Annotated in this window: 22 protein-coding genes and 1 pseudogene; 13 read left to right on the forward strand and 10 right to left on the reverse strand. The window is 65.2% G+C overall.

The window, feature by feature from the left end; all coding sequences use genetic code 11:
- Nucleotides 1–190: 190 nt before the first annotated feature.
- Nucleotides 191–1,531, forward strand: a complete 1,341-nt coding sequence (locus tag PWP93_RS29415; protein ID WP_421047170.1) for an alkaline phosphatase family protein — start codon at nt 191–193, stop codon at nt 1,529–1,531.
- On the opposite strand, the gene PWP93_RS29420 is transcribed toward PWP93_RS29415, so the two are convergent.
- Both PWP93_RS29420 and PWP93_RS29425 read right to left on the reverse strand, forming a co-directional pair.
- Entirely contained in the window at nt 1,528–2,193 is a 666-nt protein-coding gene (locus PWP93_RS29420; protein ID WP_421047171.1) for a hypothetical protein, read from the reverse strand. The two genes, PWP93_RS29415 and PWP93_RS29420, sit on opposite strands and share 4 nt — an antisense overlap.
- An 8-nt stretch (nt 2,194–2,201) precedes the next feature.
- Nucleotides 2,202–2,717: a glycoside hydrolase family 108 protein gene (locus PWP93_RS29425; RefSeq protein WP_421047172.1), complete on the reverse strand. Its 516-nt coding sequence runs from the start codon at nt 2,715–2,717 to the stop codon at nt 2,202–2,204.
- 200 nt (nt 2,718–2,917) lie between these two features.
- Here PWP93_RS29425 and PWP93_RS29430 point away from each other — a divergent pair.
- Nucleotides 2,918–3,103, forward strand: a pseudogene (locus PWP93_RS29430) (acyl-CoA dehydrogenase family protein); the annotation flags it as partial.
- 95 nt (nt 3,104–3,198) lie between these two features.
- Here the strand turns inward: PWP93_RS29430 and PWP93_RS29435 are convergent.
- Nucleotides 3,199–3,630: a hypothetical protein gene (locus tag PWP93_RS29435; protein WP_421047173.1), complete on the reverse strand. Its 432-nt coding sequence runs from the start codon at nt 3,628–3,630 to the stop codon at nt 3,199–3,201.
- Nucleotides 3,631–4,120: 490 nt separating this feature from the next.
- On the opposite strand from PWP93_RS29435, the gene PWP93_RS29440 reads away from it, so the two are divergent.
- The gene (locus PWP93_RS29440; RefSeq protein ID WP_421028428.1) at nt 4,121–5,515 is read left to right on the forward strand and encodes an MFS transporter; all 1,395 of its coding nucleotides are present in this window, start codon (nt 4,121–4,123) and stop codon (nt 5,513–5,515) included.
- 175 nt (nt 5,516–5,690) lie between these two features.
- Here PWP93_RS29440 and PWP93_RS29445 read toward each other — a convergent pair whose 3' ends face one another.
- Both PWP93_RS29445 and PWP93_RS29450 read right to left on the reverse strand, forming a co-directional pair.
- Nucleotides 5,691–6,662 carry an alpha/beta hydrolase gene (locus PWP93_RS29445; protein ID WP_421047174.1) on the reverse strand — a complete coding sequence of 324 codons (972 nt, stop codon included), beginning with the start codon at nt 6,660–6,662 and terminating at the stop codon, nt 5,691–5,693.
- Nucleotides 6,663–6,828: 166 nt separating this feature from the next.
- Nucleotides 6,829–7,746: a LysR family transcriptional regulator gene (locus PWP93_RS29450; protein ID WP_421047175.1), complete on the reverse strand. Its 918-nt coding sequence runs from the start codon at nt 7,744–7,746 to the stop codon at nt 6,829–6,831.
- Between the two features lie 141 nt (nt 7,747–7,887).
- Here PWP93_RS29450 and PWP93_RS29455 point away from each other — a divergent pair, with 141 nt between their 5' ends.
- The 9 genes from PWP93_RS29455 to PWP93_RS29495 all read left to right on the forward strand — a co-directional run bounded on the left by PWP93_RS29455 (nt 7,888) and on the right by PWP93_RS29495 (nt 18,044).
- Nucleotides 7,888–8,652 (forward strand): SDR family NAD(P)-dependent oxidoreductase, encoded by a 765-nt coding sequence (locus tag PWP93_RS29455; protein WP_421047176.1) that lies wholly within the window; start codon nt 7,888–7,890, stop codon nt 8,650–8,652.
- Nucleotides 8,653–8,877: 225 nt separating this feature from the next.
- Nucleotides 8,878–9,798, forward strand: coding sequence for a LysR substrate-binding domain-containing protein (locus PWP93_RS29460; protein WP_421047177.1), 921 nt, complete (start codon nt 8,878–8,880; stop codon nt 9,796–9,798).
- Nucleotides 9,799–9,973: 175 nt separating this feature from the next.
- On the forward strand, nt 9,974–11,407 hold the full coding sequence (gene leuC / locus PWP93_RS29465) for a 3-isopropylmalate dehydratase large subunit (protein ID WP_421047178.1): 1,434 nt from the start codon (nt 9,974–9,976) through the stop codon (nt 11,405–11,407).
- Nucleotides 11,407–12,045, forward strand: coding sequence for a 3-isopropylmalate dehydratase small subunit (gene leuD, locus PWP93_RS29470; RefSeq protein ID WP_421047179.1), 639 nt, complete (start codon nt 11,407–11,409; stop codon nt 12,043–12,045). Before leuC ends, leuD begins: the two co-directional genes overlap by 1 nt.
- Nucleotides 12,046–12,084: 39 nt before the next feature.
- Complete coding sequence (locus tag PWP93_RS29475) at nt 12,085–13,302, forward strand: CaiB/BaiF CoA transferase family protein (RefSeq protein WP_421047180.1); 1,218 nt, start codon at nt 12,085–12,087, stop codon at nt 13,300–13,302.
- Complete coding sequence (locus PWP93_RS29480) at nt 13,299–14,279, forward strand: hydroxymethylglutaryl-CoA lyase (RefSeq protein ID WP_421047181.1); 981 nt, start codon at nt 13,299–13,301, stop codon at nt 14,277–14,279. Before PWP93_RS29475 ends, PWP93_RS29480 begins: the two co-directional genes overlap by 4 nt.
- A gap of 101 nt (nt 14,280–14,380) precedes the next feature.
- Nucleotides 14,381–15,739 carry an MFS transporter gene (locus tag PWP93_RS29485; protein WP_421047182.1) on the forward strand — a complete coding sequence of 453 codons (1,359 nt, stop codon included), beginning with the start codon at nt 14,381–14,383 and terminating at the stop codon, nt 15,737–15,739.
- A gap of 326 nt (nt 15,740–16,065) precedes the next feature.
- Entirely contained in the window at nt 16,066–17,400 is a 1,335-nt protein-coding gene (gene argG, locus PWP93_RS29490) for an argininosuccinate synthase (RefSeq protein WP_421028438.1), read from the forward strand.
- Between the two features lie 221 nt (nt 17,401–17,621).
- Nucleotides 17,622–18,044 (forward strand): hypothetical protein, encoded by a 423-nt coding sequence (locus tag PWP93_RS29495; protein ID WP_421047183.1) that lies wholly within the window; start codon nt 17,622–17,624, stop codon nt 18,042–18,044.
- A 40-nt stretch (nt 18,045–18,084) separates the two neighbouring features.
- Here the strand turns inward: PWP93_RS29495 and PWP93_RS29500 are convergent, their stop codons facing one another.
- Together PWP93_RS29500 and PWP93_RS29505 are read right to left on the reverse strand one after the other, a co-directional pair.
- Nucleotides 18,085–18,813: an MBL fold metallo-hydrolase gene (locus PWP93_RS29500; protein ID WP_421047703.1), complete on the reverse strand. Its 729-nt coding sequence runs from the start codon at nt 18,811–18,813 to the stop codon at nt 18,085–18,087.
- A 190-nt stretch (nt 18,814–19,003) separates the two neighbouring features.
- The gene (locus PWP93_RS29505; protein WP_421047184.1) at nt 19,004–19,951 is read right to left on the reverse strand and encodes a pseudouridine-5'-phosphate glycosidase; all 948 of its coding nucleotides are present in this window, start codon (nt 19,949–19,951) and stop codon (nt 19,004–19,006) included.
- Nucleotides 19,952–20,157: 206 nt separating this feature from the next.
- Between PWP93_RS29505 and PWP93_RS29510 the strand changes: the two genes are divergently transcribed.
- Entirely contained in the window at nt 20,158–21,219 is a 1,062-nt protein-coding gene (locus tag PWP93_RS29510) for a methyltransferase (protein ID WP_421047185.1), read from the forward strand.
- A 28-nt stretch (nt 21,220–21,247) separates the two neighbouring features.
- On the opposite strand, the gene PWP93_RS29515 is transcribed toward PWP93_RS29510, so the two are convergent.
- Genes PWP93_RS29515 through PWP93_RS29525 form a run of 3 tightly spaced genes read right to left on the reverse strand, consistent with a single transcriptional unit; the run spans nt 21,248 to nt 26,582 of the window.
- The gene (locus PWP93_RS29515; protein WP_421047186.1) at nt 21,248–24,082 is read right to left on the reverse strand and encodes an Hsp70 family protein; all 2,835 of its coding nucleotides are present in this window, start codon (nt 24,080–24,082) and stop codon (nt 21,248–21,250) included.
- 26 nt (nt 24,083–24,108) lie between these two features.
- Complete coding sequence (locus PWP93_RS29520; protein WP_421047187.1) at nt 24,109–25,971, reverse strand: Hsp70 family protein; 1,863 nt, start codon at nt 25,969–25,971, stop codon at nt 24,109–24,111.
- A complete protein-coding gene (locus tag PWP93_RS29525) occupies nt 25,968–26,582 on the reverse strand; it encodes a DUF2760 domain-containing protein (RefSeq protein ID WP_421047188.1) in 615 nt (204 codons plus the stop codon). The genes PWP93_RS29520 and PWP93_RS29525 overlap by 4 nt, the downstream gene beginning before the upstream one ends.
- Nucleotides 26,583–26,936: the final 354 nt, after the last annotated feature.

Here is a 26,936-nt window from a genome sequence, read left to right on the forward strand (position 1 = left end):
ATGAATGGCCTGTTTCAGAAATTGCCGTGCAAATCGTCCTGCCAGGATGTTTCTATCTGAAAGCTCACGCTTTGACCGAACCGTTCGAAAGCGCACATAATGGGCAAGCCGTGTGACGTAGCAAGCGAGCTGTTCATCGTCCCATTCCCAACGCGAGATGGGTGTCCATGCCGAGCCTGAAGGTAGCCCTATGCCAGAGATCAAACACGTATTCGTCCTGATGCTGGAAAACCGCTCGTATGACAGCATCTTTGGCCTGTCCAACTTCACCGGCACGCTGCCGGGCGGTGGAGCCACCACGGCCAATGGATTGCCGGCGGAGCCCATTGTCAATTACGGACGAACCGGAACCCCATACACGCTAGGGCACGGCTCGCCCTATGCGCTGGGCTTCGATCCCGGCCATGAATTCACCGACGCGTGTGTCCAGTTATGTGGGCTGCAGGTTGCCAGCGGCGCCACCGTGCTCCACGACTCGCTCGTTCTTCCGCCAGGCAAATATCCGCCGTTGGCGGCGGCCCCTGCCAACACGGGTTTTGCCGCAACCTACGAAGATCATTCCGACAATGTCGCCGACGCCTTCAGCGTGTTCACGCCCAATCAACTGCCGGTACTGAACTTCCTGGCGCGTCAATTCAGCGTGTGCGACAACTGGTTTTCTTCCATGCCCGGACCCACGTGGCCCAACCGCTTCTTTGCAATCGCGGGCACTTCGTCCGGACTCGATCATTCGCCGAGCTCGGGACAAGTCTTTCAGGCGGTATTCACGAATGCGCCCATCTTCAACTTTCCGGCAGGCACGATATTTTCGGCCTTGCAGCCATCGGACTGGCTCGTCGTGCAGGGCGACGTCGCGCAGACCCGAGGCATTGCCGGCATACACAATTCGCTGAATCGATTTGTTTCGATGAACACGTTTCTGACGCAAATCGCGGCAGGGCAGGTGACGGAGAAATTCGTCTTTATCGAGCCTACCTACGATGCCACGAACGATTTCCGAAACGGCAACTCGATGCATCCGGCCTGCGATGTTTGCAAAGGCGAAGCGCTGGTCAAGCAGGTCTACGATGCGATTAGCGGTTCAGCGCTGTGGCCCAATAGCGTGCTGCTGATCGTCTTCGACGAGCATGGCGGATTCTTCGATCACGTGACGCCTCCCGCCGCGGTGGCGCCGGGTTCGACCGACAATCCCGCGCTGAACACGCACAAGTTTGCATTCAACCAGCTTGGCGTGCGGGTGCCCGCGATCGTTGTCTCGCCTTTCGTGCGAGCCGGCACGATCGACCACACGCTGTACGACCACACGTCGATCCTGAAGACCACGGACGCCCTGCTTGGGCTTGACGGCGCATTGAATTTCACGGCGCGCGTGAAGGCGGCCAATGATTTCACCCAGGTCCTGAGTCTGGCCGCGCCTCGCACGAGCATTCCACAATGCCCGCAACCGCACGCGCCGGATTCATCGCGGCCAACGAGCGAGGGCACGCCGCGCGCAAAAGATCCTTTCCTGCCGCTGTATGCCCATCACTAGGAGCCCTTTGTCGTCATTCTGGAGCGTGGCGGTCCTGAAGTTGACTGCTGCTGTTGCTGCCGTGAAGTAAGGACTGCCGTTAGTGCCTGGGTCTTTTGCGCGGAGCCTGCGCTGGAGCCAAAGTAAAAACCGATGACATTGGCCCAGCCGGTGCCAACCACGCCCAGTAGTGTGTACAGCAGGTCTTTATAGAGTGTATTCACCTTGTCGCTAAAGAACATCAGGATGATCAGAATGGCGAAAAAGCCAATGCTAACCCCATAGGCCAATATCGAATTGGTGAAGTCATGCGAGGCGATCTGGCGTGCGCGCGCCCCTTCGATATCGCCATATTTCAGGCGCTGGGTTTGCTCGTCGTCCGAGATGACGGCCAAGGCGACCTCTGGGGCAAGTTGAGCGAGTCCGCTGCCGCTTTCCCGCAAGCGTAACTGACAAGATTCCTCCGCAGCCAGAATGGCGTTTTGCATTGCAGGATCGCCTTTCTTCAAGACCGTGAGTAGGTCGTCGGAGTTTGCCTGGACGTCTTGCAGCAGGCAACGCCCGAGCGCGGCGACCACAATGCCTGCGGAGGGGCCGCCGAGCGCTTGCGCAAGGCTCGGGGAAACCGGGCGGACGATGTTAGCGATTTGTGCCAGCTCGTTGTTGGTGGAGGTATCGGCCATGATCGGTTTCAAAGCATGTTGAGAAGTGATGTAGCGCGACTGACCCATCCGCGCAGAAAGATAATCTGCGACTGGTCTTTTGCAACGATATCGGCAATGGCGCCGAACCGCAGTGCGAGCATAGCGCGCGCGAGTTTCGGCGGATCGGTGCAAGCGGACAACGCACCCAGCGTATCGGTGCCCATTATCCCGTCAGCCTTGATTTGCAGCGCTTGCTGAAGCCAGCGCGTCGAACGCGATGTGCCGAACAACACGCCGGCGTCCACCACTGTGAGCTTGATCGTTCCGTCCGTGATGGGCCCGAACCCGGGTAGGGCGATGTAGTCGCGCTTGTAAATGGCGATCGCATCGTTGCGCGACATATTGCTGATCTGCTCGGCGCTCGCGGGTCCATGGAGTCCGAGAAAGCGGCCATAGTCGGCGGCGGTAATGCCGAAGTTGGTCGGGCCGCCGTGATCCGATGGGTTGTTGGTGAAGCCGCCTTCGAACCTCAGCACGTAGTCGATAATGTCGTCGTCAGTCATCGCCACGTCTCCTTTTTTCGAACTCCGGGAACGCATATCCATTAGGATTGCATCACGCTGATATCCATGAATTCTAGAAAGCAGAAATGCCAGGGACGGCGTGAAATTTAAAAAATGTGCGTTAACGTACGGAAGGGATGTGAAGGAGATTGAAGTTGAAGCGGTGTTATGCGAACTGAATTTGTTTAATTGCCGAGACGCAAGCGGTAGGTATGGCACGAGCAGCATTCGAAGCGGCCGTGAAATACGCCAAAGAACGTGAATCCTTCAGTAAATCGTTGATTGAGCATCAGGCGGTCACGTTCCGATTGGCTGACATGGCAACGCAGATTGAAGCTGCGCGATTGATGGTGTGGCGGGGCGCACCGCTGAAGGATGCTGAGATCGCGCCGGGAAGCAGCGGTTTGCGGCTCATATCGAGCAGGCAGCAACGGTTGAGGCGCTATCGGGCTGACGCGTGAGGGTGGTGGATCGCAGGGCCTCAGTGCCCCGGGCCATCTTCGCGTACGCAACTGAGCACGAGCGTATCGCCGGGCGACGCTTCGGCGCCAAGCGCGGCGTCATGCACCTCGCGGCTGCCGCATCGCCATCTTGCGCGGTAGTCGACGCGGCAGGTTCGGGCGGCAGTGGCGTTTCGCGTCGAAGTCAGTGACTCGCCGACGCGGGCCGGCAGCGAATGGATCGCCCGCGCGTCGAGTACATAGCCGCAGGTCCGCAGACCGTTACAGCGCCGCGCGAGTTCGCGCGTGACGTTGCCGTGCGGCGCGCCGCAACTGGCGCCCCATGTGCCGGAAACGATGGCGATTGCCGGCGCAGCAGCGGGTTTCAGCGTGTTCGCAGCGACGCTTTCCGACCATACGGCGAAAGTGGCGAAGGCCAGCGTGCCCAGCAGGATCCAGCCGGCGGGTCTCATGATGCGCCTCCTTCCTGGCCGGGATGAATGCCTGCTCCCGGCCCATATAGAGCACTTCGCTCCAGTCAATGATAGGTCGCCTGACGACGCGCGCCCGCCTCTGGTGCGTGAGTACGCTGCGGTGCACCAATAGCTTTCATCGATCGCACAGGGATGGTGGGCGCACAGCGCCGGGCCGGCCGCCAAGCGGGCATCTAGCGGCTGTTTTGCCGTTGGCATGCAGATTGCTTGATACGCCGCGAGGCCAACGACGGCCTCGGTGATTTCAGTTCGTCCCGCACGCGCGGGACGATTGCAGGCGGCGACTACGAGCAAGGCGGGGCAAAGGCGTCCCGAGGCGGCATCCCATGAAGCACAACAGTTTCATGCGGATGCGCCTCGGGACGCTTTTTTTATGCCCTGTGCCGCCGACGAATGAAATATCGGATTGCGAAGTAAATGGAACCGGGCGCCGCTGGCGCGCACAGACGCATTACCTGGAGAGAGCATCGTGAAAGATCTTTTGAGTTCGCTGAAGAGTGGCAACTGGCGCGCGCTGGTGGCGTGTTTTCTATACTTCGACACCGGATTTACGGTGTGGGTGATGTTTGGCCCGCTTGCGCCGTTTATTCAGAAGGACGTGGCGATGACGCCGGCCGAACTCGGCTTGCTCGTCGCGGTGCCGGTGCTGGGCGCGGCCATATTGCGCGTGACGTTGGGCAACCTCTACCAGGCCTGCGATGGCCGCAAGGTCGCGCTGATGGGCATTGCGCTCTCGGCCATTCCCGCGCTCGTGCTGCTGATGATGCCGGGCGCGCCGTCCTATACGCTGCTGCTCGTGCTCGGCGTGTTGCTGGGCGTGGGCGGCGCGAGCTTCGCGGTGGCGTTGCCGATGGCGGGCAGCAACTATCCGCCGAAGGTGCAAGGCCTCGTGCTCGGCCTCGCCGCTGCAGGCAACATCGGCGCGGTGCTCGACGGCTTCCTGTTCCCGGGGCTCGCCAACAGCCATGGCTGGATGCGCGCAACGGGCGCGGCGCTGCCGCTGCTCGGCCTCGCCGCCATGGCAGTGTGCTTCTGGGCCCGCGATCTCGGCGAGAAGTCGGGCAGCGCGCGCGAGGCGCTGCGCGCATTTTGCATCGCGCTGGCAGGCCTGATCGCGCTCGTGCTCGCCGTGCATGCAGGCGTGTTCGGCGCCGGCAAGACCGGCGTGCTGCTGCTGCCCGTGATGGGCGCGCTGCTCGCGATCGCCGTGCTGCCGCGCCACTATCGCGGCGTGCTCGCGGAGGGCGACACCTGGGTCGTCATGCTCGTGTACAGCATCACGTTCGGCGGCTTCGTGGGCATGTCGTCGTACGTGACGACGCTGCTGGTGTCGCTCTACCAGGTGCCCAAACTCGAAGCCGGCGTGATCATGTCGCTGCTTGCGCTGACTGGCGCGATGGTGCGCCCGATCGGCGGGCTAGTCGCCGACCGCATCTCGGGCGTGCGCGCGCTGGTGCTGCTGCTTGCGGCCATCTCGCTGTGCGACTTCGCGTTCGCCGCGTGGATGCCGCCGTTTGGTGCGGGTATCGCGCTGCTTGCGTTCACTTATGTGTGCTTCGGCCTGGGCAACGGCGCCACGTTCCAGCTCGTGCCGCGCCGCTGGCAGGGCCGCACGGGCCTGATGTCAGGCATCGTGGGTGCGGCGGGCGGCATTGGCGGGTTCTATCTGCCCGTGATCATGGGCATCGCGCGGGAAAGCACGGGCAGCTACCAGATGGGCTTTGCGACCTTCGGCGTGCTCGCGGCGCTCGCGTTCATGCTGGTGCTCGCGCACCGCGCGCGCTGGCTCGAATGGGCGTTGCCGCAGGAGAGTGTTGTAGGGCAGCCGGCCGTGCAGGCCGTGGAGGCAAGCGCCGGCAATTGAGCAGCGCATTGCCGCTTTGATTGGGGCGCTTCGGGACTAATCGGAGCGCCCTTCGCGCGCGGTGCCGAGACGTTTTGTTGCAGCGAGGAAGGTGGTGGTATCGAATGCGCGTTGTTCGATGGGCATATTCGACCCACTGCTGCCGGTCGACGCAACGCGACAGACAGGGCGGTTTTCAAGGTGCTTGAAGACGCGTCTTCAACGCGTGTGCCATCTGCTGCATGGCGGCGCGCGTCGGGGCGTCAGCGGCGAGCGCGTTGAGCAGGCCGAAGTCGTGAATCGTCCCTTTGTACTGGGTCGTCGTCACATCGTTGCCCGCCTGGTCGAGCCGATGTCCGTATGCCTCGCCTTCGTCGCGCAGCACGTCGAACTGCGCGGTCTGAATGAGTGCGGGCGGCAAACCCTTCAGTTCGTCGATCGAGGCGCGCAGCGGCGATGCGTAACGTCCGTTGCGCTCGCGTTCATTGCTCGTGTACGCGTCCCAGAACCACTTCATCATGTCGCGGCTGAGGAAGTAGCCGTTCGCGAAAGCGTCGTACGAGGCGTTGTCGAACGCGTGGTCCGTCACCGGCCACATGAGCCCCTGGAAGCGGATGGCAGGACCCTGCCGGTCCTTCGCCATCTGGCTGACGACCGCCGCCATGTTGCCGCCCACGCTGTTGCCCACGACGGCCAGGCGCGCACCATCGACGCCGATTTCCTCGCCATGCGCGGCGACCCACTTCGTCGCCGCATAAGCCTCGTTGATCGCGGCCGGATAGCGGGCCTCGGGCGAAGGCGTGTATTCGACGAACACTGCGGCTGCGCCCGACTGGACGACGAGGTCGCGCACCAGACGCTCATGCGTCGGATAATCGCCGAGAATCCAGCCACCACCGTGGAAGAACATGAACACGGGCAGCACGCCGCGCGCGTTCTGCGGCTTGACGACCACGACCGGCACGACGAGGCCATCCTGTTCGATCGTACGTCGCGTGACGTCGATGCCCGAAACGTCGACCGGCACGCTGCGCTGGGCGCCCGCCAGGACTTCGCGCGCTTCGGCGGGGGCGAGCGTTTCGATCGCCGGGCCGGTTGCGCCGTTGAGCGCAGCGAGGAAGGCGACGGTTGCGGTATCGGGCGAATTCGGCGTGGTTTGCGTGTTCATCGTGATTCTCCTTTTCCGTGTGGTCGAGTGGCTTTCGACGCGTGATGTCGTGCAGCCGGTCGATAGGAGAATACGGATTGCGCGATATTTGCGAAATGGAAGTTTTCTAAACTTACTATTGCATAAATGCAATGATGCGGGCCGGCTCGCCGAATCGGCCAGCACACTACTTCGGCCATCGCCACGATGGCTCGCAGAGATGTTCCGCAAAGAAGTCGGACAGCGCGGCCACCTTCGCAGGACGCGCGCGCGCCGACGGCGTGACGAAGTAAAGACCGCCCTTCGTGAGCGACCAGTCGGTGAGGATCGCTTCGAGGCGGCCATCGGCCAGATATTCGCCGGCGATGAATTCGGGCAGCTCGGCGATCGCGAGGCCATCGAGCAGCGTGGGCAGCAGCGCATCGGCGTTCGTCACGCGCAGCGGGCCGGTTGGCATGACCGGCTCCTCCTCGCCCGCCGCGTTCGTAAAGCGCCACACGTCGCTGCGCGCGCGGTACGCGTATGAAAGGCATGGCCGGTCGATCAGCTCACGCGGATGGGCGGGCCGCCCTTCGCGCTCCAGATACGCCGGCGACGCCACCACGAATTGCGTGACCGCGCATAGCCGCCGCGCGACCAGCGACGAATCCGGCAACGCGGCAATGCGCAGCGCGGCGTCGAACCCGTCGGCGACCAGATCGACCGACGCATCCGATAGATGCAGGTCGATCGACACCTCCGGATACGCGCGAAAGAACGCGGGCAGCAGCGGCGCGACCCAGCGCAGCCCGAACGACATCGGCACGGCCAGACGCACCAGTCCGCGTGGCTGCACCGACATCTCGCGCGCGGCGCTCTCCGCTTCTTCAGCCTGACGGTAGATCTCGCCGGCCTTCTCGCAGATCGTCCGGCCGAACTCGGTGAGCGAGAGCTGGCGCGACGTGCGGTTGAAGAGCCGCGCGCCCAGCCGGTCTTCCAGACGGGCGACGCCGCGCGAGACCGTTGCCACCGACACCCCCATCGCGCGCGCCGCGGCCGCGAACGATCCTTCCTCGGCGACCTTCGCGAACATCGCGAGTCCTTCGAAATCAGGCAGCTTCGCCATTTCCCCTCATCTTTTCATTTTTGCAACGTTTGATTGCAATCAATTCTATTTCGAAAAGAAGCGGCCGTCGATATTCTCCTCACATCGCAGCACGCAACACCGAACGCAGTCATTCACCTGGCGAACGAAAGGAGAAACACCATGGCACGCAAACTCGACAACAAGATCGCACTCGTTACCGGCGCAACCAGCGGCATCGGCCTCGCCACGGCACAGCGCTTTGCCGCAGAAGGCGCGCACGTCTACCTCACCGGCCGCCGTCAGGCCGAACTCGATGCCGCGGTGAAGCGCATCCGCGAAGCCGGCGGCAACGCGACCGGCGTGCGCGTCGACTCGACGAAGCTTGGTGAACTCGACGCGCTGTATGCGCAGATCAAGGAAGAGCACGGACGCCTCGACGTGCTGTTCGCTAACGCCGGCGGCGGTTCGATGCTGCCGCTGGGCGATGTCACCGAAGAGCACTACGACGACACCTTCGATCGCAACGTGAAGGGCGTGCTGTTCACCGTGCAAAAGGCGCTGCCGCTGCTCGCCGAGGGCGCATCGGTGATTCTAGCCGGCTCGACGGCGGGCAGCGCGGGCACGGCTGCATTCAGCGTGTATTCGGCTTCGAAGGCCGCAGTGCGCGCCTTCGCACGCAGCTGGATTCTCGATTTGAAGGACCGCCGCATCCGCGTGAACACGGTGAGCCCGGGTGCGACCCGCACACCCGGCCTGCTCGACCTGGCTGGTGACGATGCCGCCCAGCGCCAGGGTCTCGCCGATTACCTGGCTGCGCAGATCCCGATGGGGCGTCTTGGCGAACCTGGCGAGATTGCAAGCGCGGCGCTATTCCTGGCCTCCGACGACGCGAGCTTCGTGAACGGCATCGAGCTGTTCGTCGATGGCGGCCAGCAGCAGGTCTGAGCGCAGATCGGATGACGCGGGCAATCGCGCGCGGCGGGGCGCCGATGATGGCGTCGTCGTGATCGATGAAGCGCAGCTTACGATGGTTGCGCGAGACGACACGGATGTCGTGCTAGTCGAGCCTTTACGATCGGGCCACTGCGTCCGTCGGCTGGACTGTGCCCAGAGCGAATGCCCGGCTCGTTCCTCATAATGGAGTCTTTGCCGTCGTTGGAATGTCCGCAAATGAATCTCCATCGTCTCGATCTCGTCTCGCTCTCGTTGTTCGCGCTGGTCGTCCGCAGCGGCAGCATCAGCAAGGGCGCCGAGCTCGCCCATCTTGCCGTGGGGGCAGCCAGCAAGCGCATCGCGGACCTCGAAGCGGCGGTCGGCACGCCGCTCCTCGAGCGTCATTCGCGCGGCATCACGCTAACCGCTGCGGGTGAGGCGCTCAAACAGCATGCGCAGCGCATCCTCAGCGACGTCGATCTGATGACGGCCGACATGTCGGACTATGCGGCCGGGGTGGCGGGCGTCGTGCGGCTCTGGGCCAACACGTCGGCGGTCACGCAGTTTCTGCCCTCGGACATCGCGGCGTTCAATGCGGTCAATCCGGAAATCCGCATCGAGCTCGAGGAGCAGGACAGCGAACAGGTGGCGCTCGCCGTCGTGGACGGGGCGGCCGACTTCGGCATCATGGCCGACCAGATGCCGACGTTCGGCCTGCAGACCATGCCGTACCGCAGCGACCGGCTCGTGGTGGTGGCGCCGGGCGGCCATCCGCTGACGCAGCGCGAAACGGTGTCTTTCGCCGATGCGCTGGCATTCGATTTTGTGAGTCTCTCGCGCGGCACCTCGCTCGCAAGGCGCCTGAAGGCCGCCACGGCCTTCACCGGCGCTCAGCTGAAGCTGCGCATCCAGGTCCGCAGCTTCGACGCGATGTGCCTGATGGTCGCCGCCGGACTGGGCATCGCCGTGCTGCCCGACGCGGCCGTGCGCCCGCATCTTCGCTCGATGGACCTGCACAGGATCGGTCTTGCCGAAGACTGGGCCGTGCGCGACCTGCTGATCTGCGCGCGCGACCTGAGTGCGTTGCCGAAGCCGGCGCGGCTGCTCATCAATCATCTGGTGGGCTCGGCTTCGCAGCCGCCAGCCGGGCCGAAGTGATGTCTGCGCCCACGGGCGCGCGGCGAGCTTTAGCGTTTCGCGAAAGCTCGCTTCCACATCGTGTCATTCCGCCCATGGCCATGCGTGCGCAGAATGCCTCTCCATAGGCCGCGGCCTCGCCCGCCAGGGCGACGGACTGCGAGGCAATCATTAGCCGAATCCAGGAGACACATTGATGGAGTCCGCGAGCACGCCCCGCACGCTCTTCGACAAGCTGTGGCAAAGCCACGTCGTCGCCCAGACGCCCGATGGCCCGACGCTGCTCTATGTCGACCGCCACCTCGTCTACGAGGTGACGAGTCCGCAGGCGTTCGAAGCACTGCGCATGGCGGGCCGTAAGCCCTGGCGCGCCGGCACGGTGCTTGCCGTCGCCGATCACAACGTGCCGACGCTCGCCGCCGAGCGCACCAGCATCGACGCCATCGCGGACCCGCTCTCGCGCATGCAGGTCGCCCAGCTCGACACCAACTGCAACGAATTCGGCATCCGAACCTACGGCCTTCGCGACGCGCGGCAGGGCATCATCCACGTGGTCGGTCCGGAGCAGGGCGCGACGCTGCCCGGCATGACGGTCGTGGCCGGCGACTCGCATACGAGCACGCACGGCGCCTTCGCGGCGCTCGCGTTCGGCGTGGGTACCTCGGAAGTGGAGCACGTGCTGGCGACGCAGTGCCTCTCGGTCGAAAAAATGAAGTCGATGCGCGTCGAAGTCGAAGGCGCGCTACCGGCTGGCGTGAGCGCCAAGGACCTCGTGCTTGCCATCATCGGCAAGCTCGGCACGGCGGGAGGCACGGGCTACGCGATGGAGTTCGCGGGCGGCACGATCCGCGCGCTCTCGATGGAAGGGCGCATGACGCTGTGCAACATGGCGATCGAAGCCGGCGCGCGCGTGGGGCTCATCGGTGTGGACGACGTGACGCTCGACTACGTGAAGGGTCGCCCGTTCGCGCCGGGCGAAGCGCACTGGGACGCCGCGGTGAAGTACTGGCGCACGCTCGTGAGCGACGAGGGCGCGCAGTTCGACAAGACCGTGCGCATTGACGCAACGCAGCTCAAGCCGATGGTGACCTGGGGCACTTCGCCCGAGATGGTGGTGCCGGTCGACGGCATGGTGCCCGACCCCGCCGCCGAGGCCGACCCGGTGCGCCGCGCCGGCATGACGCGCGCGCTCGACTACATGGGCCTCGAGCCTGGCACGCCGATCGGGCGCATCGGGCTCGACAAGGTATTTATCGGCTCGTGCACGAACGCACGCATCGAAGACCTGCGCGCCGCCGCGGCGGTCGTGAAGGGCCGCCGCGTCGCGCCCACCATCCAGCTGGCGCTGGTGGTGCCGGGCTCCGGGCTCGTCAAGGCACAGGCGGAAGCCGAAGGGCTCGACGCCGTGTTCAGGGCAGCGGGCTTCGAATGGCGCGAGCCCGGCTGCTCGATGTGCCTGGGCATGAACGACGACCGCCTGCGCCCGGGCGAGCGCTGCGCCTCCACGTCCAACCGCAATTTCGAGGGCCGCCAGGGCCCCGGCGGCCGCAGCCACCTCGTGAGCCCCGCCATGGCCGCGGCGGCGGCTGTCGCCGGCCGCTTTGTCGACGTTTCCCGTGGAGTGATCTGATGCAAGCCTTTACCCGACTCGATGCGCTCGTCGTGCCGCTTGACCGCGCGAACGTCGACACCGACGCGATCATTCCCAAGCAGTTCATGAAGTCGGTGAAGCGCACCGGCTTCGGCGCCAATCTCTTCGACGAGTGGCGTTATCTGGACCACGGCGAGCCGGGCCAGGACCTGGCGACGCGCCGGCCGCATCCGGATTTTCCGCTCAACCAGCCGCGCTACGCGGGCGCGCAGATCCTGCTCACGCGCGAGAACTTCGGCTGCGGATCGAGCCGCGAGCACGCAGCCTGGGCGCTGGCGGATTTCGGCATCCGCGCGCTGATCGCGCCGAGCTTCGCGGACATCTTCTACGGCAACTGCTTCAAGAACGGCATGTTGCCCGTGCGCCTGCCCGAGCGTGCCGTAGCGGCGCTGTTCGATCTCACCGCACGCACGCCGGGCCTGCGCATCGAGATCGATTTACAGGCGCAGATCGTGCGGCCCGCCGTCGGCGACGCCATCTCGTTCGAGATCGAGGCCGAGCGCAAGCGCCGGCTGTTCAATGGTCTCGACGATGTCTCGCTCACGCTCGAGCAGGCCGACACGATCCGCGCCTACGAGCGCGAGCGCAGCGCGCGCGAACCCTGGCTCTTTGGCTAAGCGGTTTCACGTGCCCACCGTATTTCAGGAGTGAGTGTGATGAGTGCCCAATCTTCCCTGCCGCTTTCGCCCGCCGCGCTCAAAGGCGTGCGCGTGATCGAGATGGGACAACTGATCGCCGGGCCGTTCGCGGGCAAGACGCTCGGCGAATTCGGCGCCGAGGTCGTCAAGATCGAGCCGCCCGGCGCCGGCGATCCGCTGCGCAACTGGCGCCTGATGAAAGACGGCACCTCCGTCTGGTGGCAGGTGCAGTCGCGCAACAAGCGCTCGCTTGCGCTCGATCTGCGCAGCGCCGAAGGCCAGGAGATCGCGCGCACGCTGATCGCCGAGGCCGACGTGCTCATCGAGAACTTCCGTCCGGGCACGCTCGAAGGCTGGGGCATGAGTTACGAGGCGCTCGCGGAAGTCAATCCGCGCCTCATCATGCTGCGCATTTCGGGTTACGGCCAGACCGGCCCGTACCGCGATCTGCCGGGCTTCGGCTCGATCGGGGAAGCGATGGGCGGGCTGCGCCATTTGACCGGCGAGCCCGGGCGTGTGCCGGTGCGCTGCGGCATCTCGATCGGCGACACGCTCGCCGCGCTGCATGGCGTGATCGGCGTGCTCACGGCGCTCTATCACCGCGACGCAAACGGCGGCAAGGGGCAGGTGATCGACGTGGCGCTGCACGAAGCCGTTTTCAACGTGATGGAAAGCCTCATTCCCGAGTACAGCGCGTTCGGCGCCGTGCGCGAAGCCGCCGGCAGCGCGCTGCCGGGCATCGCGCCGTCCAACGCGTACCGCTGCGCCGATGGCTACGTGCTTATCGCAGGCAACGGCGACAGCATCTTCCGCCGACTGATGATGGCGATCGGCCGTGGCGATCTCGCCGACGATCCCGCGCTCGCGAACAACGCAGGCCGCGTCGCGCGCGTGGACGAGCTCGACCGCGCCATCGAGGCATGGACCGTCGGGCGTTCCAGCGAAGCGGTGCTGGCCACGCTGACCGGGTCGCGCGTACCAGCAGGCAAGATCTACACGGCCCGCGATATCGCGGAAGATCCGCACTACCGCGCGCGCGACATGATCCTGCGGCAGCCTACGCGCGACGGCTACGAAGTGGACGTACCGGGCATCGTGCCCAAGCTCATGGGCACGCCTGGTAGCGTGCGCTCGTCGGCGCCCAGGCTCGGCGACGACACCGAAAGCATCCTGCGCGAGATCGGTCTTGCCGAAAGCCAGATCGCCGCGCTGCGCGAAAAAGGAGTGATTGCATGAACGTCTGGAGTGGAGAGCGCCGGCGCATTTACATGCAGGAAGTCGGCACACGAGATGGTTTCCAGTCCGAAGGAACCTTCGTCGAGACGAACGAGAAGATCGTGCTCATCGATGCGCTTTCGCGCACCGGCGTTGCCAAGATCGAAGTGACGGCGTTCGTGTCGCCCAAGGCGATTCCCGCACTGAGCGATGCCGAAGCGGTGCTGCGCGCAATCGAGCGCCGGCCCGGGGTGGTCTACACGGCGCTCGTGCCCAACGTGCGCGGCGCCGAACGCGCGATCGAGGCGCGCGCCGACGAGCTCAATCTCGTGATGTCCGCTACCGAGAGCCACAATCTCTCGAATCTGCGCATGACCCGCGAGCAGTCTTTCGACGGGCTGAAGCAGGTGGCCGCGCTCGCCGGCGAGGCGGGCCTCGCCGTCAATATCTCGCTGTCCTGCGCATTCGGCTGCCCGATGGAAGGCGACGTACCGGACGCGACCGTGCTCGAATGGACGCAGCGTTTCATCGAAGAGGCGGGCGCGCGCGGTGTGACGCTGTGCGACACGACCGGCATGGCGTATCCGCGCCAGGTCGCGGCGCTCACGGCGCAATGCCTCGCACGCTGGCCGCAAAGCGAAATCACGCTGCATTTTCACAATACGCGCGGCATGGGGCTCGCCAATGTGCTCGCCGCGATCGATGCCGGCGCGGATCGCTTTGACGCGTCGCTCGGCGGCATCGGCGGCTGTCCCTACGCGCCGGGCGCGAGCGGCAACGTCTGCAGCGAGGAAATCGTGCATGCGCTCGAGCTGATGGGCTACGACACAGGCGTCGACCTGGCGGCGCTCATCGCGGCGTCGAAGCGACTGCCCGCACTGATCGGCCACGACACGCCAAGCCAGATCGTGAAAGCAGGGCAGCGGCTGGATCTGCATCCGCTGCCCGCCGATTTTGCGGCTATCCGCGAGCGGGCCGCGCAGCGCGGCAGTATTTAAATTTAGCATCGCCAATCAAATAGCATTGACAGAAAGATCGCGGTTTTACCCGAAGACGAACACAGAAAGCGTCGAAACCACGTTCCTCAGGAGACAGCATCATGCAAGACACCCATATCGCCCAGCCGCCCAAAACACACTGGTATGACGGCCTGAGCGCAACGCACTGGCGCGTGCTGCGAGGCGGCTTCCTCGGCTGGATCTTCGACGGCTTCGAAGCGCTCGCACTCGTGGTCGTGCTCGCGCCCATGCTCAAGTCGGTCCTGACGGCGCAGCAGGCGCATTCGCTGCCGGTCTTCGCGGGCACCGTGATCGGCATCACCTTGCTCGGCTGGGGCGTGGGGGGCCTCGTCGGCGGCATTCTCGCCGATTACGTCGGGCGCAAGCGCATGATGCTGTGGTCGGTGTTTCTCTATGCGCTGTTCTCCGGCCTCACCGCGTTTTCGAATACCTTCGTCGTGCTGTGCGCCTTGCGCTTTCTCACCGGGCTCGCGATGGGCAGTGAATGGAGCACCGGCGTGGCGCTGGTCTCCGAAACCTGGCCCGAGCATGCGCGTGCGAAGGGCGCCGGCTTCCTGCAATCCGGTTTTGGCTGGGGCACGCTGCTCGCCGCCGTGATCTGGTATGCGCTGTCTTCGACTCATCCGCTGGGGGCTGAAACCTGGCGCCTGATGTTCATCGTCGGTGCGCTGCCCGCGTTCTTCGTGCTCTATCTGCGCCGCGGCATGAACGAATCGGAGAAGTGGCAGCAGGCCGTCAAGGAAAAGCGCTGGAACGCCACCTCGGACGCGAGCGCGAGCTCGGCGGCGCGCGCCGGCAAAGCGGACAAGCGTCCGTTCACGCTCAAGCAACTGTTCACGGAGCGCGAAGCGCTGCGCCGCACGCTGCTGACCATGGTGCTCTCGATCGTCGCGACCACGGGCTGGTGGGCCATCTCGAGCTGGCTGCCGACCTTCACCGTCGGCCTCGCCAAGGCGACGGGCGCCGCCGATGCGCTCGCCTGGGGCTCGCGCATCTCGATCATCTACACGGCAGGCGCTATCGTTGCGTATCTCGCGTCGGGCTTCATGGTCGATGCGATGGGCCGGCGCGCGTTCCTGAGCATGACCTTCGTGGGCTCGCTGATCACCACGATCATCACGTACCACTTCACGGCGACGCTCGGTGGCATGCTGATCATCGCGCCGATCAACGGCTTCTTCACGCTCGGCTGTGCGTATGCATGGATGGCGATTTACCCCTGCGAACTGTTCACCTCGACCGTGCGCTCGACGGCGATCAGCTTCGTGTTCAACGCCGCGCGGTTGATCGCGTGGGTCTTCCCGATCCTCTCGGGCTCGATGATCAAGGCATTCGGCGGCGTCTCGCAGGCCGCGCTCATTATGAGTTCGTGCTACCTGCTGGGCATTGTCATTCCCTGGTTCCTGCCGGAAACACGCGGCAAAGGCATGCCGGAGTGAACCGGTGAGGCTGCGGTATGCGCACGGCCATTCACACGGACGCCGGCTCGGCTGTTGCCGAGCCGGCGAAGGTTTTCAAGGCTATATGCCTGTCGTATTGCGCGACAGGCTTGCAAGACGCGATCAGTAGCGGGTGCGTTTGTGGGGAGCGACCCTGCAAGAACGGCCACTCCTCACCACCTCTCGCCAAACCCGCCAAAGTTGGCCCTAAAAATGCGCTTCAAAAGCCGCTGCCGGGCACGATTTCTACCGGAGCAGGGGTTCAGCCCTCGCGCATCGGGTAAACTATGCGCCTGGTCAATGTCCTCCATTAACGGGTTTTGTCGATGAGTACGATTCTTGAAAGTGTTCCGGTTGGTCAAAAAGTAGGTATTGCGTTCTCGGGCGGCCTCGACACGAGCGCCGCGCTGCACTGGATGCGCAAGAAGGGCGCCGTGCCGTACGCCTATACCGCCAACCTTGGCCAGCCCGACGAGGACGACTACGATTCGATCCCGCGCCGCGCAACGGAGTACGGCGCCGAGGGCGCCCGCCTGATCGACTGCCGCGCGCAGCTCGTGGCCGAAGGCATCGCGGCGCTGCAAAGCAGCGCGTTCCACGTCTCGACGGGCGGCGTCACCTACTTCAACACCACGCCGCTCGGGCGCGCCGTGACGGGCACGATGCTCGTCGCCGCGATGAAGGAAGACGGCGTCAACATCTGGGGCGACGGCTCGACCTACAAGGGCAACGACATCGAGCGTTTCTACCGCTACGGCCTGCTCGTCAACCCGGATCTGAAGATCTACAAGCCGTGGCTCGACCAGCTGTTCATCGACGAGCTCGGCGGCCGCGCGGAAATGTCGGAATTCATGCAGCAGTCGGGCTTCGCGTACAAGATGTCGGCGGAGAAGGCTTACTCGACGGACTCGAACCTGCTCGGCGCGACGCACGAAGCCAAGGATCTGGAGAGCCTCGAGTCGGGCATCAAGATCGTGAACCCGATCATGGGCGTGGCGTTCTGGCGCGACGACGTCAAGGTCGACCGCGAGGAAGTCACGATCCGCTTCGAGGAAGGCCAGCCGGTTGCGCTGAACGGCAAGACCTTCCCGAATGCGGTCGAGCTGCTGCTCGAAGCGAACCGCATCGGCGGCCGTCATGGTCTGGGCATGAGCGACCAGATCGAGAACCGCATCATCGAGGCGAAGAGCCGCGGCATCTACGAAGCCCCGGGTATGGCGCTGCTGTATATCGCTTATGAGCGCCTCGTCACCGGCATTCATAACGAAGACACCATCGAGCAGTATCGCGAGAATGGCCGCCGTCTGGGCCGCCTGCTGTACCAGGGCCGCTGGTTCGATCCGCAGGCGATCATGCTGCGCGAGACGGCACAGCGCTGGGTCGCGCGCGCGATCACGGGTGAAGTGACGCTCGAGCTGCGCCGTGGCAACGACTACTCGATCCTGAGCACGAAGTCGCCGAATCTCACGTATCAGCCCGAACGTCTGTCGATGGAGAAGGTGGCTTCGACGTTCTCGCCGCGCGATCGTATCGGTCAGCTGACGATGCGTAATCTCGACATTACCGATACGCGCGACAAGCTGCGTGTTTATGCGCAAGTCGGCCTGCTGACGCCGGGCGAGGCTTCGGCGCTGCCGCAGATCAAGGACGAGAAGAAGTAAGGGGGGCGGCCGGGTGGTTTCAGGCCGCTGCGTCCCTATGCTGTGAATCCCCGCGTTACCGGTCGGTCGATATGGACGGCTTGGGACGCGGGGTTTTTTTTGGCGCTTCGCAGCCAGGCACTTGATGCACCAGATTTTTGGAGGATGATCCCGCAACAGCGGTTTTCCTTTAACTACGGCATGGTTTTTCTTGCGTCGCCGAGGTACGGCAGGAGGCTTGCATGACTGAAACATGGCAGTTCCAGATCCGCATTACCGTCGCGCCCGAACTGGCCGAGGCGTTGCGCACGCGCACCCAGCATCAAGAGCGCGATTTGCTTGAAGCGGTCTTGCATGAGCGCAACGCCTCGTTGAAGTGCCAGTACGATGCATTCGCCGAGTATGTCGAGGAAGCGGAGAAGGCGGGGCGGGACCGTTACCCTCTGTACCAGTGGACGAAGGATACGATCGATAACCCCGAGAAAAAGGCGAAGTATCTGAGGTCGTTCACGGTGTACGTCCGAGGCGACGAGGTCTACGACAGGGAAACAGCCGCCTGGCTATACGAACGGCTATCTGCTCTCGCTGGCAAGGTAGGCATCGAAGCAGTTAGCCGGTTTGATACGAATCCGGCAAATAACCCGCAGCCGCCCGCGCGAAAGTGAGGCAGGCCCGTCGCACCGAAGCAATCCTTTCACATCGAGGCTAGCCGCGCTCCACGCTATCGGCGAGCGCGCGCAGCAAGGCTGCGCCATCGCCGCGCCAGGCGCTGCCGTGCATGCAGGCGAGCGTGGTCGGCTGCAATGCCGCGAGGCGTTCCAGCATTGAGCGGGCGTTGGTGGTGTGCGAGAAGTAATCCATCTGATGACGGAAGGCCTCGCTCGGCTCGAAGATGTCACTCTCGACAAGCGGCGGGGGATGCGAGCCGCCTTGAGTAAACAAGTCGCCGCAGAGCAGCGTTGACGATGTGGTTTCCATGAGAAACCCGCATTCCCACGAGTGAGGTAGATGCGGCGTGTAAAGCCAGCGCACGCTGTGCTGCCCCAGCGAGATCGTCTCGTCATCATCGAGTGCGCGTGGCGGCCGGTCGGCAAAATCGCCAACCGAGACCATGGCCGCGATTTGACCGCATAGAGGCTCCGCACGCGGCGCGACGGCGAGAAATTCATTGAGTGCGCCGCATTCGTCGGATTCGAAATGCGAGAAGCCGATATGGCGCAAACGGTCTATTGGCATGATCCGCTCGACCGCTTCTCTCACGGCCGGAAACAGTTTGCGCAGACCAGTATGAAATAGCAGCGGCTCGTCGTCGTCGATCAGGTACTGGTTGAAGGAGAATCCGCCGCCGGGGATCTCGGCCGGCGTGGAGATGCGATAGATGCGATTCGCAATCTCATCGATGGTCGTACCGCTAAAAAGGGATAGGGTCGCCATGGTGCGCTCCTTCAATCGATGTGCGCGGACTACTGAGGAATCTGCCGGCGTTGATTCGTCGCCAGACAGGTTTTCATTGCGAGCCGCCCGGCCGTGCCACAACCGCGCGCATCACGGCCATCTGCCACCGTGGCGGCCGCCGGTTGCCTGCTGGGGTTTGGGCAAGCATGCGTATGGGCCTCTCGCCTTGCTACGCCTCACCGGCTCCACGCCGCGAGTTTGCCAACGCGAGCGCGAGCCGTGTGCCGACCTCTGCGTTGTGTTTGACGAGTGCGATGTTTGTCGCCAGACTGCGCCCGCCCGTCAGCGCCTTGATGCGGGCCAGTACGAAAGGGGTGACGGCCTTGCCGGTGATGCCTTGCGCCGCAGCCTCAGCAAGCGCCTGCCGGGTCAGGGCATCGACTTCTTCGGACGGCATCGCCGCTGCTTCCGGGACCGGTGTGCTCAACACCACGCCGCCCACAAGGCCCAGGTCCCACTTGGTGCGGATGAAGCGCGCCTGGTCCGCGGCGTCGTCCAGCCTGAAATCCGCGCGATAGCCGCTGTCCCGCGTATAAAACGCTGCGAAATTGTCCTGCTCGCAACTGAGCACGGGTACGCCGTGCGTTTCCAGATATTCCAGTGTGAGCCCGATATCGAGGATGGACTTCGCACCGGCACACACCACCGCCACCGAGGTCTTTGCCAACTCCTGAAGATCCGCGGAGATGTCAAAGGTTTCCTGCGCACCGCGATGCACGCCTCCTATGCCTCCGGTGACGAAAACCTCGATGCCGGCCAGGGCGGCGCATATCATCGTGCCCGCCACCGTCGTGGCGCCGAGACCGCCGCTGGCCAGCACGGCCGGCAGGTCGCGGCGGCTGACCTTATGCACCTGATCCGAGCTGCCGAGCAGTTCCAGTTCGTCTTCGCAAAGACCGATGCGGATTCGTCCGCCGATCAGCGCGATCGTCGCGGGCTCGGCGCCCAGATCACGGACCAACGCTTCGACTTCGCGCGCGGTGCGCACGTTCTCCGGATAGGGCATGCCGTGCGCGATGATGGTCGACTCCAGCGCGACCAGCGGGCGGCCGGCGGCCTTTGCAGCGGCTACGGTGGGGTTGAACGTCAACCAGGCGTGTGCGCGGTCTGCGGTCATGTCATTGGGTCTTCGAGGAGTTTGAACTTGAGTATGCAGTATAGGACCGCTTCATAAGTCCGTTGAACCCGCACAAGGACAGTTTCATCGTGGCCGACATGCCAGGTCTTTGGCTTCGCTTTGTACGGTAGCGCACATCGAGCAAATTTGGTCAGCCTACGATGGCGGCAGGCACTTCACCCCGCACATCGGCGCCGGGAGCAACCATGGCCAACACACCACACCAGGTTCCACAGGCGTCCGGGGCTGACGCCGCGAATCAGCGCGAGCCCTCGCCTGAACGGCTGCTCCAGGTGGGCATGGGATTCTGGGCGGCCAAGACGCTGCTGTCAGCGGTCGAACTGGGTGTGTTCACGCACCTTGCGCTCGCTCCTCGCGACGCTGCGGAACTTCGTGACGTAGTCGGACTGCATCCGCGCTCGGCCCTCGATTTTTTCGATGCGCTGGTCGCGTTGAATTTTCTGGAGCGCGAGGACGGGAAATATCGCAATACACCAGACACCGCGTTGTTTCTGGACAAGGCGAAGCCCAGCTACGTGGGCGGATTGCTGGAAATGGCCAACGCCCGGCTGTATCCGTTCTGGGGCCTGCTGACGGAAGCGCTTCGCACCGGAAAGCCGCAGAACGAGGCCAAACGCGGCGGCAACCCTTTCGATGCGATCTATCGAGACGAGTCGTCGCTACGAGGCTTCCTTCAGGCGATGACAGGGATCAGTCTGGGTGCAGCCAGGGCGATGGCGCAGAAATTCCCGTGGCAAAACTACGGCACATTCATCGACATTGGCGCGGCGCAAGGCGCCTTGCCCGTGGAGATCGCACTTGCGCATCCGCACTTGCACGGCGGCGGTTTCGACCTGCCGGTGGTGGGCCCGGTGTTTGAGGACTACGTGGCCTCGCACGGCCTGCAGGAGCGGCTGCACTTTCATTCGGGCGACTTCTTCAAAGATCCGTGCCCCTCGGCAGATGTGCTGGTGATGGGGCACATCCTTCACGACTGGGACCTCGAGCAGAAGATGGCGCTCCTCGCGAAGTGCCGTGCGGCGCTGCCTCCCGGAGGTTGCCTGATCGTCTACGACGCGTTGATCGACGATGAGCGCAGGCAGAATGCATTCGGCCTGCTGATGAGCTTGAACATGCTGATCGAGACGCCGGGCGGTTTCGACTATACCGGTGCGCAGTGTTGTGCATGGATGAGGGAGGCCGGCTTCTCCCAGGTGCGCGTCGAGCCGCTCGCCGGCCCGGATTCGATGGTGATCGGAACCAGATAAAAGCGTCCGGAATTCCGCCACGAACCGCTCACTCCACCATCAACTTCAAGCCCGCAGGCAACGCTTCGCCAAATACGCGTCCCGTATCGGCGCTGTCGAGCGTCACGACCTCGCGCACCATCTGGATCCACGTGGCCGGCGCATTCGCGCCTTCGAGCCGCTTGAGAACCGCTTCGCGCACAGCAGGCTCCAGATCGCGCGACCGGTCCCCCGTCATGCGCGCAATCTGCGCCGCGGCGAACATGGCCGGCTCGACCTTCTTCCAGTCGAGCGCGAGAATCGCGTCGAGCCAGCGCGTAGCCACCTCGGGTGCTACAACCCCATGCGCACTGCCATAAAAAGGCAAGCGAGCACCAATGCGCCCCACGGCCCACCAACTCTGATGATTCTCCGCAGGCTTCTGCAAGCGCGCCAACAGCTGCTCGCCGATCTCGATCTTTCGCTCCGCGCCAATGCGCTCCAGCGAAGCATAAAGCCGCACCATATCTGCATGCCCGAGCTTCGCGGGATCGAATGGAAGCTTGTGCTTCTTCGAGCTCGCCGCTTCCTCGAGCCAGCGCATCGCTTCGAGCACCTGCTCCTGCGCAGCTTCGTCGAGGCCGCCTGCCGTGCGCCGCCACAGCGTCCACCACTCGGACCAGACCTGGCCTTCATTGACGTGCTGTATGCCGTCGTCGAAGAGCGTCCAGAGTTGTTCGACGCGCCACTCGTCAAGCGGATAGCCGAAGCCAGGGCGCACGCAAAAACCCGCAAGGTTCAGCCACAGCCGCTCATGATCGGGCGAACGGCGTCGGCGCGCCGCGCGCTCCCACAGCGCGCCGAATAGCTCGCGCAGCAGGGGGCCGTCCCAGTTCTGTCTCGGCCCGAGGCAGTGTTCGAGTTGCGCGCGCAGGCGCTTCACTTCCTTGTGATCGACCTTCGCCGACTTCGGGCCAAAGACCCGGTCGATCAAGGCAATCGCTTCATCGAGCCCGGCGTGGCGCGCGCTCTGGTCCGCCGCGGCGCCCGAGGCTTCGTCGCGGCGCAGCTGGAATTCGAGCAGCCAGCGTTGCGCGTCGTTGTCGGTGGCGATACAGCGCACTTCCAGCGTGCCCACTTCGGTCAGTTGCGCAGTGAGCCTGACCGGCCGTTCTTGTTCCGCGTGGCCGCCGGGTGCGCCCCTGGTTTCCTGGCGTTGCACCACCGTGGAGAGCGGCGGCAAGCGCACGAAGTCCGCCGACGAAACATCGGCGATTTCGCCGGGCCGCCAGGCCGTGTCCGCGACCGTCGAGACCAGATGGAATTGCACCGGATGGCCCAGGCGCAGCGCGAACACGCGCTCGTCGAGGCGCACCTCGTGGCCTTCCTCGGTGCCGCGCGGCAACAGGCAGACGCCGCGTGTTTTCGCGTTGTCATCGTCGGCGCGCTTGCCGTGTGCTTCGTCCAGCACGAGAAAGTAGCTGCGCGGCGAGCCGCCGCCGATGCGCGGCGCGCGCCCCGCGCGGGCCAGCGCGAAGGCGACCGCGCCGCGCGCGACCGCCACGTCGGGCTGGTCGTTTTGCAGCACGGTGAGCGGCTGCTCGCGCCACGCGCCCAGCGTTTCGCGCAGCCGCGAGGAAAGCGCTTTCGCGCGGAACACGCCGCCATTGAGCAGCAGCGTGTCGGGTACCGGCAAGGGCGCGGGCAGGGCGGTTTCCCCGCTTCCCGCATCGCCGAGCGCCTCGCGCGACTGCGCGGCGAAGCGGTGCAGGAACGCCGCGATATGGCGCGTGATCGCCGCGTCGGCGGCATAGGGCAGGCCGAATTCGACGATGGCCGCTCGCGAGCGGCGCGGCAGGTCGTCGGGGCCGCCTGCGGGGAAGAAGCCATCCACGACGATGCGTTCGGCTTCGTCGCGCGCAAGCTGGGTCGTGCGCGCGCCGCCGATCAGCCGCGAGCCCGCGCCGAGCAGCGTCACGCCAACGGCCTCGGGCGCGGCTTCGCCCAGCAATTGTTCTTTGGCGACGCGGCACCGCTCCACGAGTTGCGAGAGGCTTGCGGCGCTCAGGCGCGCGTTCTCGCCCGCGAGCCGGCTTTCGGCCAGATGGGCGAGCGCGAGGTCCATGTTGTCGCCGCCCAGCATCAGGTGGTTGCCCACGCCGATGCGGCTCAGTTGCGGCTCGCCGTTCTCGACGTGGACCTTGATGAGCGTGAGGTCGGTCGTGCCGCCGCCCACATCGCACACCAGCACGAGGCGCGTCTGCGCGAGCTCGGTCTGCAGCGTTTCGCGATGGTGGAACAGCCAGTCGTAGAACGCGGCCTGCGGTTCTTCGAGCAGGCGCAGCGCGGGCAGTTGCGCGCGCCGCGCGGCTTCGAGCGTGAGCGCGCGTGCGCCGTCGTCGAACGAGGCGGGCACGGTGAGCACCACGTCCTGCTGTTCGAGTGGCGCGTGCGGGAAACGGTGGTTCCACGCTGCGCGCACGTGCGCGAGGTAGCTCGCGCTCGCGTCGACAGGCGAGACCTTGCCGACGTCGTCGGGCGCTCCCCACGGCAGGATCGGCGCGAGCCGGTCCACTGAAGCGTGCGAGAGCCAGCTTTTCGCACTGGCGACGAGCCGGCCCGGCACCTGCGCGCCGAGCGTGCGCGCCAGCCGGCCGATGACCGGCACAGTTGCTGTGGAATCCGAAACATCGGGCGTGGGCCACGGCAATTGTTGCGCGCCGGGCGCGAGTTCGCCCGGCGCCGGGTGATAGCGCGCCGAGGGCAGGAGCGGCTGCGCGCCCACTTCGCCGGGCGCGGTGAGCTGCTCGATATCGAAGACGCGGATCTCGTCCGCGCCTGCCTTTGCGTAGGCAACGACCGTGTTGCTCGTGCCGAGGTCGATGCCTACGACGTATCGCTTCATGGAGCTCAAGAGAGGGTTGGCCGGAGTCAGGCGCTCACGCCGCCGCGCACGTCGAACTCGACCTTCCAGCGCTCGCTGCTGCCGCTCGGCACGGCTTCGAGTTCCAGCGTGCCGGCTTCGGTCACGCGCGCGTGCAGCTTGACGGGCACGACTTCGCCGGGCGTGCGGCCATCTGCGGGCAGCGTGGCCTGGATCTCTTCGAGCTCTTGCAGTTCTTCCGGCGACCAGTAGTCGAGCAGGGTGCCCACTTGATCCTGGCGGCGCACCGATGAGCCGAAGAAGCGGAAGTGCACCGGCTCGCCCACCACGAGGCCGAACTCTTGCGACGGCAGCGCGGCGTCCGTGCCTTCCTCCATGCCGAACGGCGCGACGCACAGCGCCGAGACCGGCGGCTCGAGCCCGGGCACCGCCGGCATGGCCGATTCGATCGCCACGTAGTACGCGCGCGCCGTGCCGCCGCGAATGCGCACGCCCTTGCCGCGCTTCACATAGCCGTAGTACGCCGCGCCCCTCGCCACGGCGAGGTCGAGGTCGGCGCCGCCCAAGAGGCGTGCCGCGGCCGCGCCTTCGGCGGCGAGCCAGCCGTTGAGAATGTCGAGCACGCGCCCGGCGAGCAGCGGCGACTTGAACACGCCGCCGTTGAACAGCACGGCCGTGGGGTGCAGGAAGCTGGCGCGTCCACCGTTTCCGGCCTGATCGGCCGATCCCGCAAACCCTTCGAGTTCCGCGAGCGCGCCCACCTGGCGGCCGAGGAACGCCGCGAGATGGCGCGTCACGCCCGCGTCCTGCGCGTAGGGCAGCCCAAGCTGCGTGAGGCCGGCGCGGGCGCGCGTGACGGGCCGCGCTGCCGCGTCCACTTGCGGGAAGAACCCTTCGAGGATGATCTGCGTGAGTTCGGTGCGTGTGAGCTCGGTGCGGATCGAGCCGCCGATCAGCTTCGAGCCGCGGCTCGGCACGACGAGCGGCACGGTCTCCACGCTCGGGTCGGAGAGCAGCGTCTCCTTGGCCGAGCGGCACGCGTAGGTGAGCGCGCGCAGTTGCCACGGATCGGCCTGGGTGCCTTGCGCCGCGAGCTTGCGCGCGACCACGTGGGCGAGCGCGAGATCCATGTTGTCGCCGCCGAGCAGGATGTGCTCGCCCACCGCCACGCGGTGCAGTTCCAGATTGCCTTCGCGCTCGACCACGGCGATCAGCGAGAGGTCGGTCGTGCCGCCGCCGACGTCCACCACGAGGATCACGTCGCCGACCTTCACTTCCTTGCGCCACGCGCCGTTGCTCTTCTGGATCCAGCTATAGAGCGCGGCCTGGGGTTCTTCCAGCAGCGTCATGCGCGCGTAGCCGGCGGCCTGCGCGGCCTCGGCCGTGAGTTCGCGCGCGGCCGGGTCGAACGAGGCCGGAATCGTGACGGTGATGTCCTGCTCCGCGAACGGGGCTTCGGGGTGCGCGTGGTCCCATGCCTCGCGCAGGTGCGTGAGGTAGCGAATCGAGCTTTCGAGCGGCGAGATGCGCGCGACTTCGGGCGGCGCGTCGTTGGGCAGGATCGCGGCGCGACGGTCCACGCCGGGATGGCAGAGCCAGCTCTTGGCGCTCGACACGAGACGGATGGGCGTGCCGGCGCCGCGGCTGCGCGCCATCTCGCCCACGGCGTATTCGCGCGTGGTGGTCCAGGGCAGCGTGAGGTCGCCCGGCGTCAGTTCGCCCGCGTTGGGCAAGTAGAGGAACGAGGGCAGCAGCTCGGGCGACTCGATCGCGCCGGGCGCGGTCAATTGCGTGACAGGCAGCACGCCCTGAGTGGCCTTTTCGCCATCGCTGCCGGCGAGGTCGACGTAAGAGAGCGCGCAATGCGTGGTGCCGAGGTCGACGCCGATGGAATAACGCGGATCGCTCACAGTTCCACCTCTGCCGGTGCGAGGACCTTGGCGTCGTTCGACTTCACGAGCTTGGGCAGCTTGACGTCTTCGACGCGCCAGCCGCGGTGGCTGATCGTGCCGTGGTACGGCGCCGCGCCCACCACGTTGCCGGTCAGGCGGATGGCGGTAGCGTCGAAGCCTTCGGCGATGGTCACGCGGCTGCCCTCGGCTTCCGTGCGCACCGGGCGGATCGTGAAGTGCTCGCGCAGCGTGGCGCGGCAGCCTTCGTGCACGAGGCGCGCCGCAGCGCCGATGTCGGCGTCGCCATAGTTGGCGATGTCTTCCTCGACGAAGTCCACGAAGCGCGCGTTGCGCTGGAGCAGGCCGAGCAGTTGCAGCGCCGACTGCGGGCTGGCTTCCTCGATGGCGGCCGCGGGCGCGGGCTTGGCGACGGGCGCGGCGGCCGGAGCCGGAGCCGGAGCCGGAGCGGCGGCTTGCGGTGCGGAGGCGGGCGCAGGCGTGGATACCGGCGTCTCGCCGTCGCGCAGGCGGCGCACGCCGGCGGCCAGTTCGGCATTGCCGAGAATGGCAAAAAACGATCCGAAGGCAAGCGAGAGCCTGCCCGCGAAAGAAATCTTGGGTTCGGTCATCAAAACAACTCCAGTGGGCTCGCCGGTCTGGGCGAGCGGTCCGGCCGGCTTCGCGTCGAGGTGTTCACAGTACCTCTTCGGGACGTCCATCGTGTGACGGCGGGGGCTGTTCAGGCCCCACAGGCGGCAGCCGGCAGGAAAAACATGAGCCCTGCATGGGATCAAACGTGGGCTCAAAACCCGTATTTTGCCTTGTCGCGGGCGCGAGACGGGTATTTTGGCCGTTCGGGGGAGGGAATTAGCGGTTCCGCAGGCCGTTGGCCGCGCATTTGCGCCTGCCGGAACGCGACCGGCGGTGTACCTGGAGCGTCGATATCGGCTTGACTGCGGGACTTGCCTACTTACTCCCGTTAG

Source organism: Paraburkholderia sp. A1RI-2L (genome assembly GCF_048957375.1).
Taxonomy (GTDB): domain Bacteria; phylum Pseudomonadota; class Gammaproteobacteria; order Burkholderiales; family Burkholderiaceae; genus Paraburkholderia.

What these genes read in the sequence shown, in the direction of transcription:
- PWP93_RS29415 (WP_421047170.1), top strand. Translation starts at nt 191, where the DNA reads ATGCCAGAGATCAAACACGTATTCGTCCTGATGCTGGAAAACCGCTCG.
- PWP93_RS29420 (WP_421047171.1), bottom strand. Translation starts at nt 2,193, where the DNA reads ATGGCCGATACCTCCACCAACAACGAGCTGGCACAAATCGCTAACATC.
- PWP93_RS29425 (WP_421047172.1), bottom strand. Translation starts at nt 2,717, where the DNA reads ATGACTGACGACGACATTATCGACTACGTGCTGAGGTTCGAAGGCGGC.
- PWP93_RS29435 (WP_421047173.1), bottom strand. Translation starts at nt 3,630, where the DNA reads ATGAGACCCGCCGGCTGGATCCTGCTGGGCACGCTGGCCTTCGCCACT.
- PWP93_RS29445 (WP_421047174.1), bottom strand. Translation starts at nt 6,662, where the DNA reads ATGAACACGCAAACCACGCCGAATTCGCCCGATACCGCAACCGTCGCC.
- PWP93_RS29450 (WP_421047175.1), bottom strand. Translation starts at nt 7,746, where the DNA reads ATGGCGAAGCTGCCTGATTTCGAAGGACTCGCGATGTTCGCGAAGGTC.
- PWP93_RS29455 (WP_421047176.1), top strand. Translation starts at nt 7,888, where the DNA reads ATGGCACGCAAACTCGACAACAAGATCGCACTCGTTACCGGCGCAACC.
- PWP93_RS29460 (WP_421047177.1), top strand. Translation starts at nt 8,878, where the DNA reads ATGAATCTCCATCGTCTCGATCTCGTCTCGCTCTCGTTGTTCGCGCTG.
- leuC (WP_421047178.1), top strand. Translation starts at nt 9,974, where the DNA reads ATGGAGTCCGCGAGCACGCCCCGCACGCTCTTCGACAAGCTGTGGCAA.
- leuD (WP_421047179.1), top strand. Translation starts at nt 11,407, where the DNA reads ATGCAAGCCTTTACCCGACTCGATGCGCTCGTCGTGCCGCTTGACCGC.
- PWP93_RS29475 (WP_421047180.1), top strand. Translation starts at nt 12,085, where the DNA reads ATGAGTGCCCAATCTTCCCTGCCGCTTTCGCCCGCCGCGCTCAAAGGC.
- PWP93_RS29480 (WP_421047181.1), top strand. Translation starts at nt 13,299, where the DNA reads ATGAACGTCTGGAGTGGAGAGCGCCGGCGCATTTACATGCAGGAAGTC.
- PWP93_RS29485 (WP_421047182.1), top strand. Translation starts at nt 14,381, where the DNA reads ATGCAAGACACCCATATCGCCCAGCCGCCCAAAACACACTGGTATGAC.
- argG (WP_421028438.1), top strand. Translation starts at nt 16,066, where the DNA reads ATGAGTACGATTCTTGAAAGTGTTCCGGTTGGTCAAAAAGTAGGTATT.
- PWP93_RS29495 (WP_421047183.1), top strand. Translation starts at nt 17,622, where the DNA reads ATGACTGAAACATGGCAGTTCCAGATCCGCATTACCGTCGCGCCCGAA.
- PWP93_RS29500 (WP_421047703.1), bottom strand. Translation starts at nt 18,813, where the DNA reads ATGGCGACCCTATCCCTTTTTAGCGGTACGACCATCGATGAGATTGCG.
- PWP93_RS29505 (WP_421047184.1), bottom strand. Translation starts at nt 19,951, where the DNA reads ATGACCGCAGACCGCGCACACGCCTGGTTGACGTTCAACCCCACCGTA.
- PWP93_RS29510 (WP_421047185.1), top strand. Translation starts at nt 20,158, where the DNA reads ATGGCCAACACACCACACCAGGTTCCACAGGCGTCCGGGGCTGACGCC.
- PWP93_RS29515 (WP_421047186.1), bottom strand. Translation starts at nt 24,082, where the DNA reads ATGAAGCGATACGTCGTAGGCATCGACCTCGGCACGAGCAACACGGTC.
- PWP93_RS29525 (WP_421047188.1), bottom strand. Translation starts at nt 26,582, where the DNA reads ATGACCGAACCCAAGATTTCTTTCGCGGGCAGGCTCTCGCTTGCCTTC.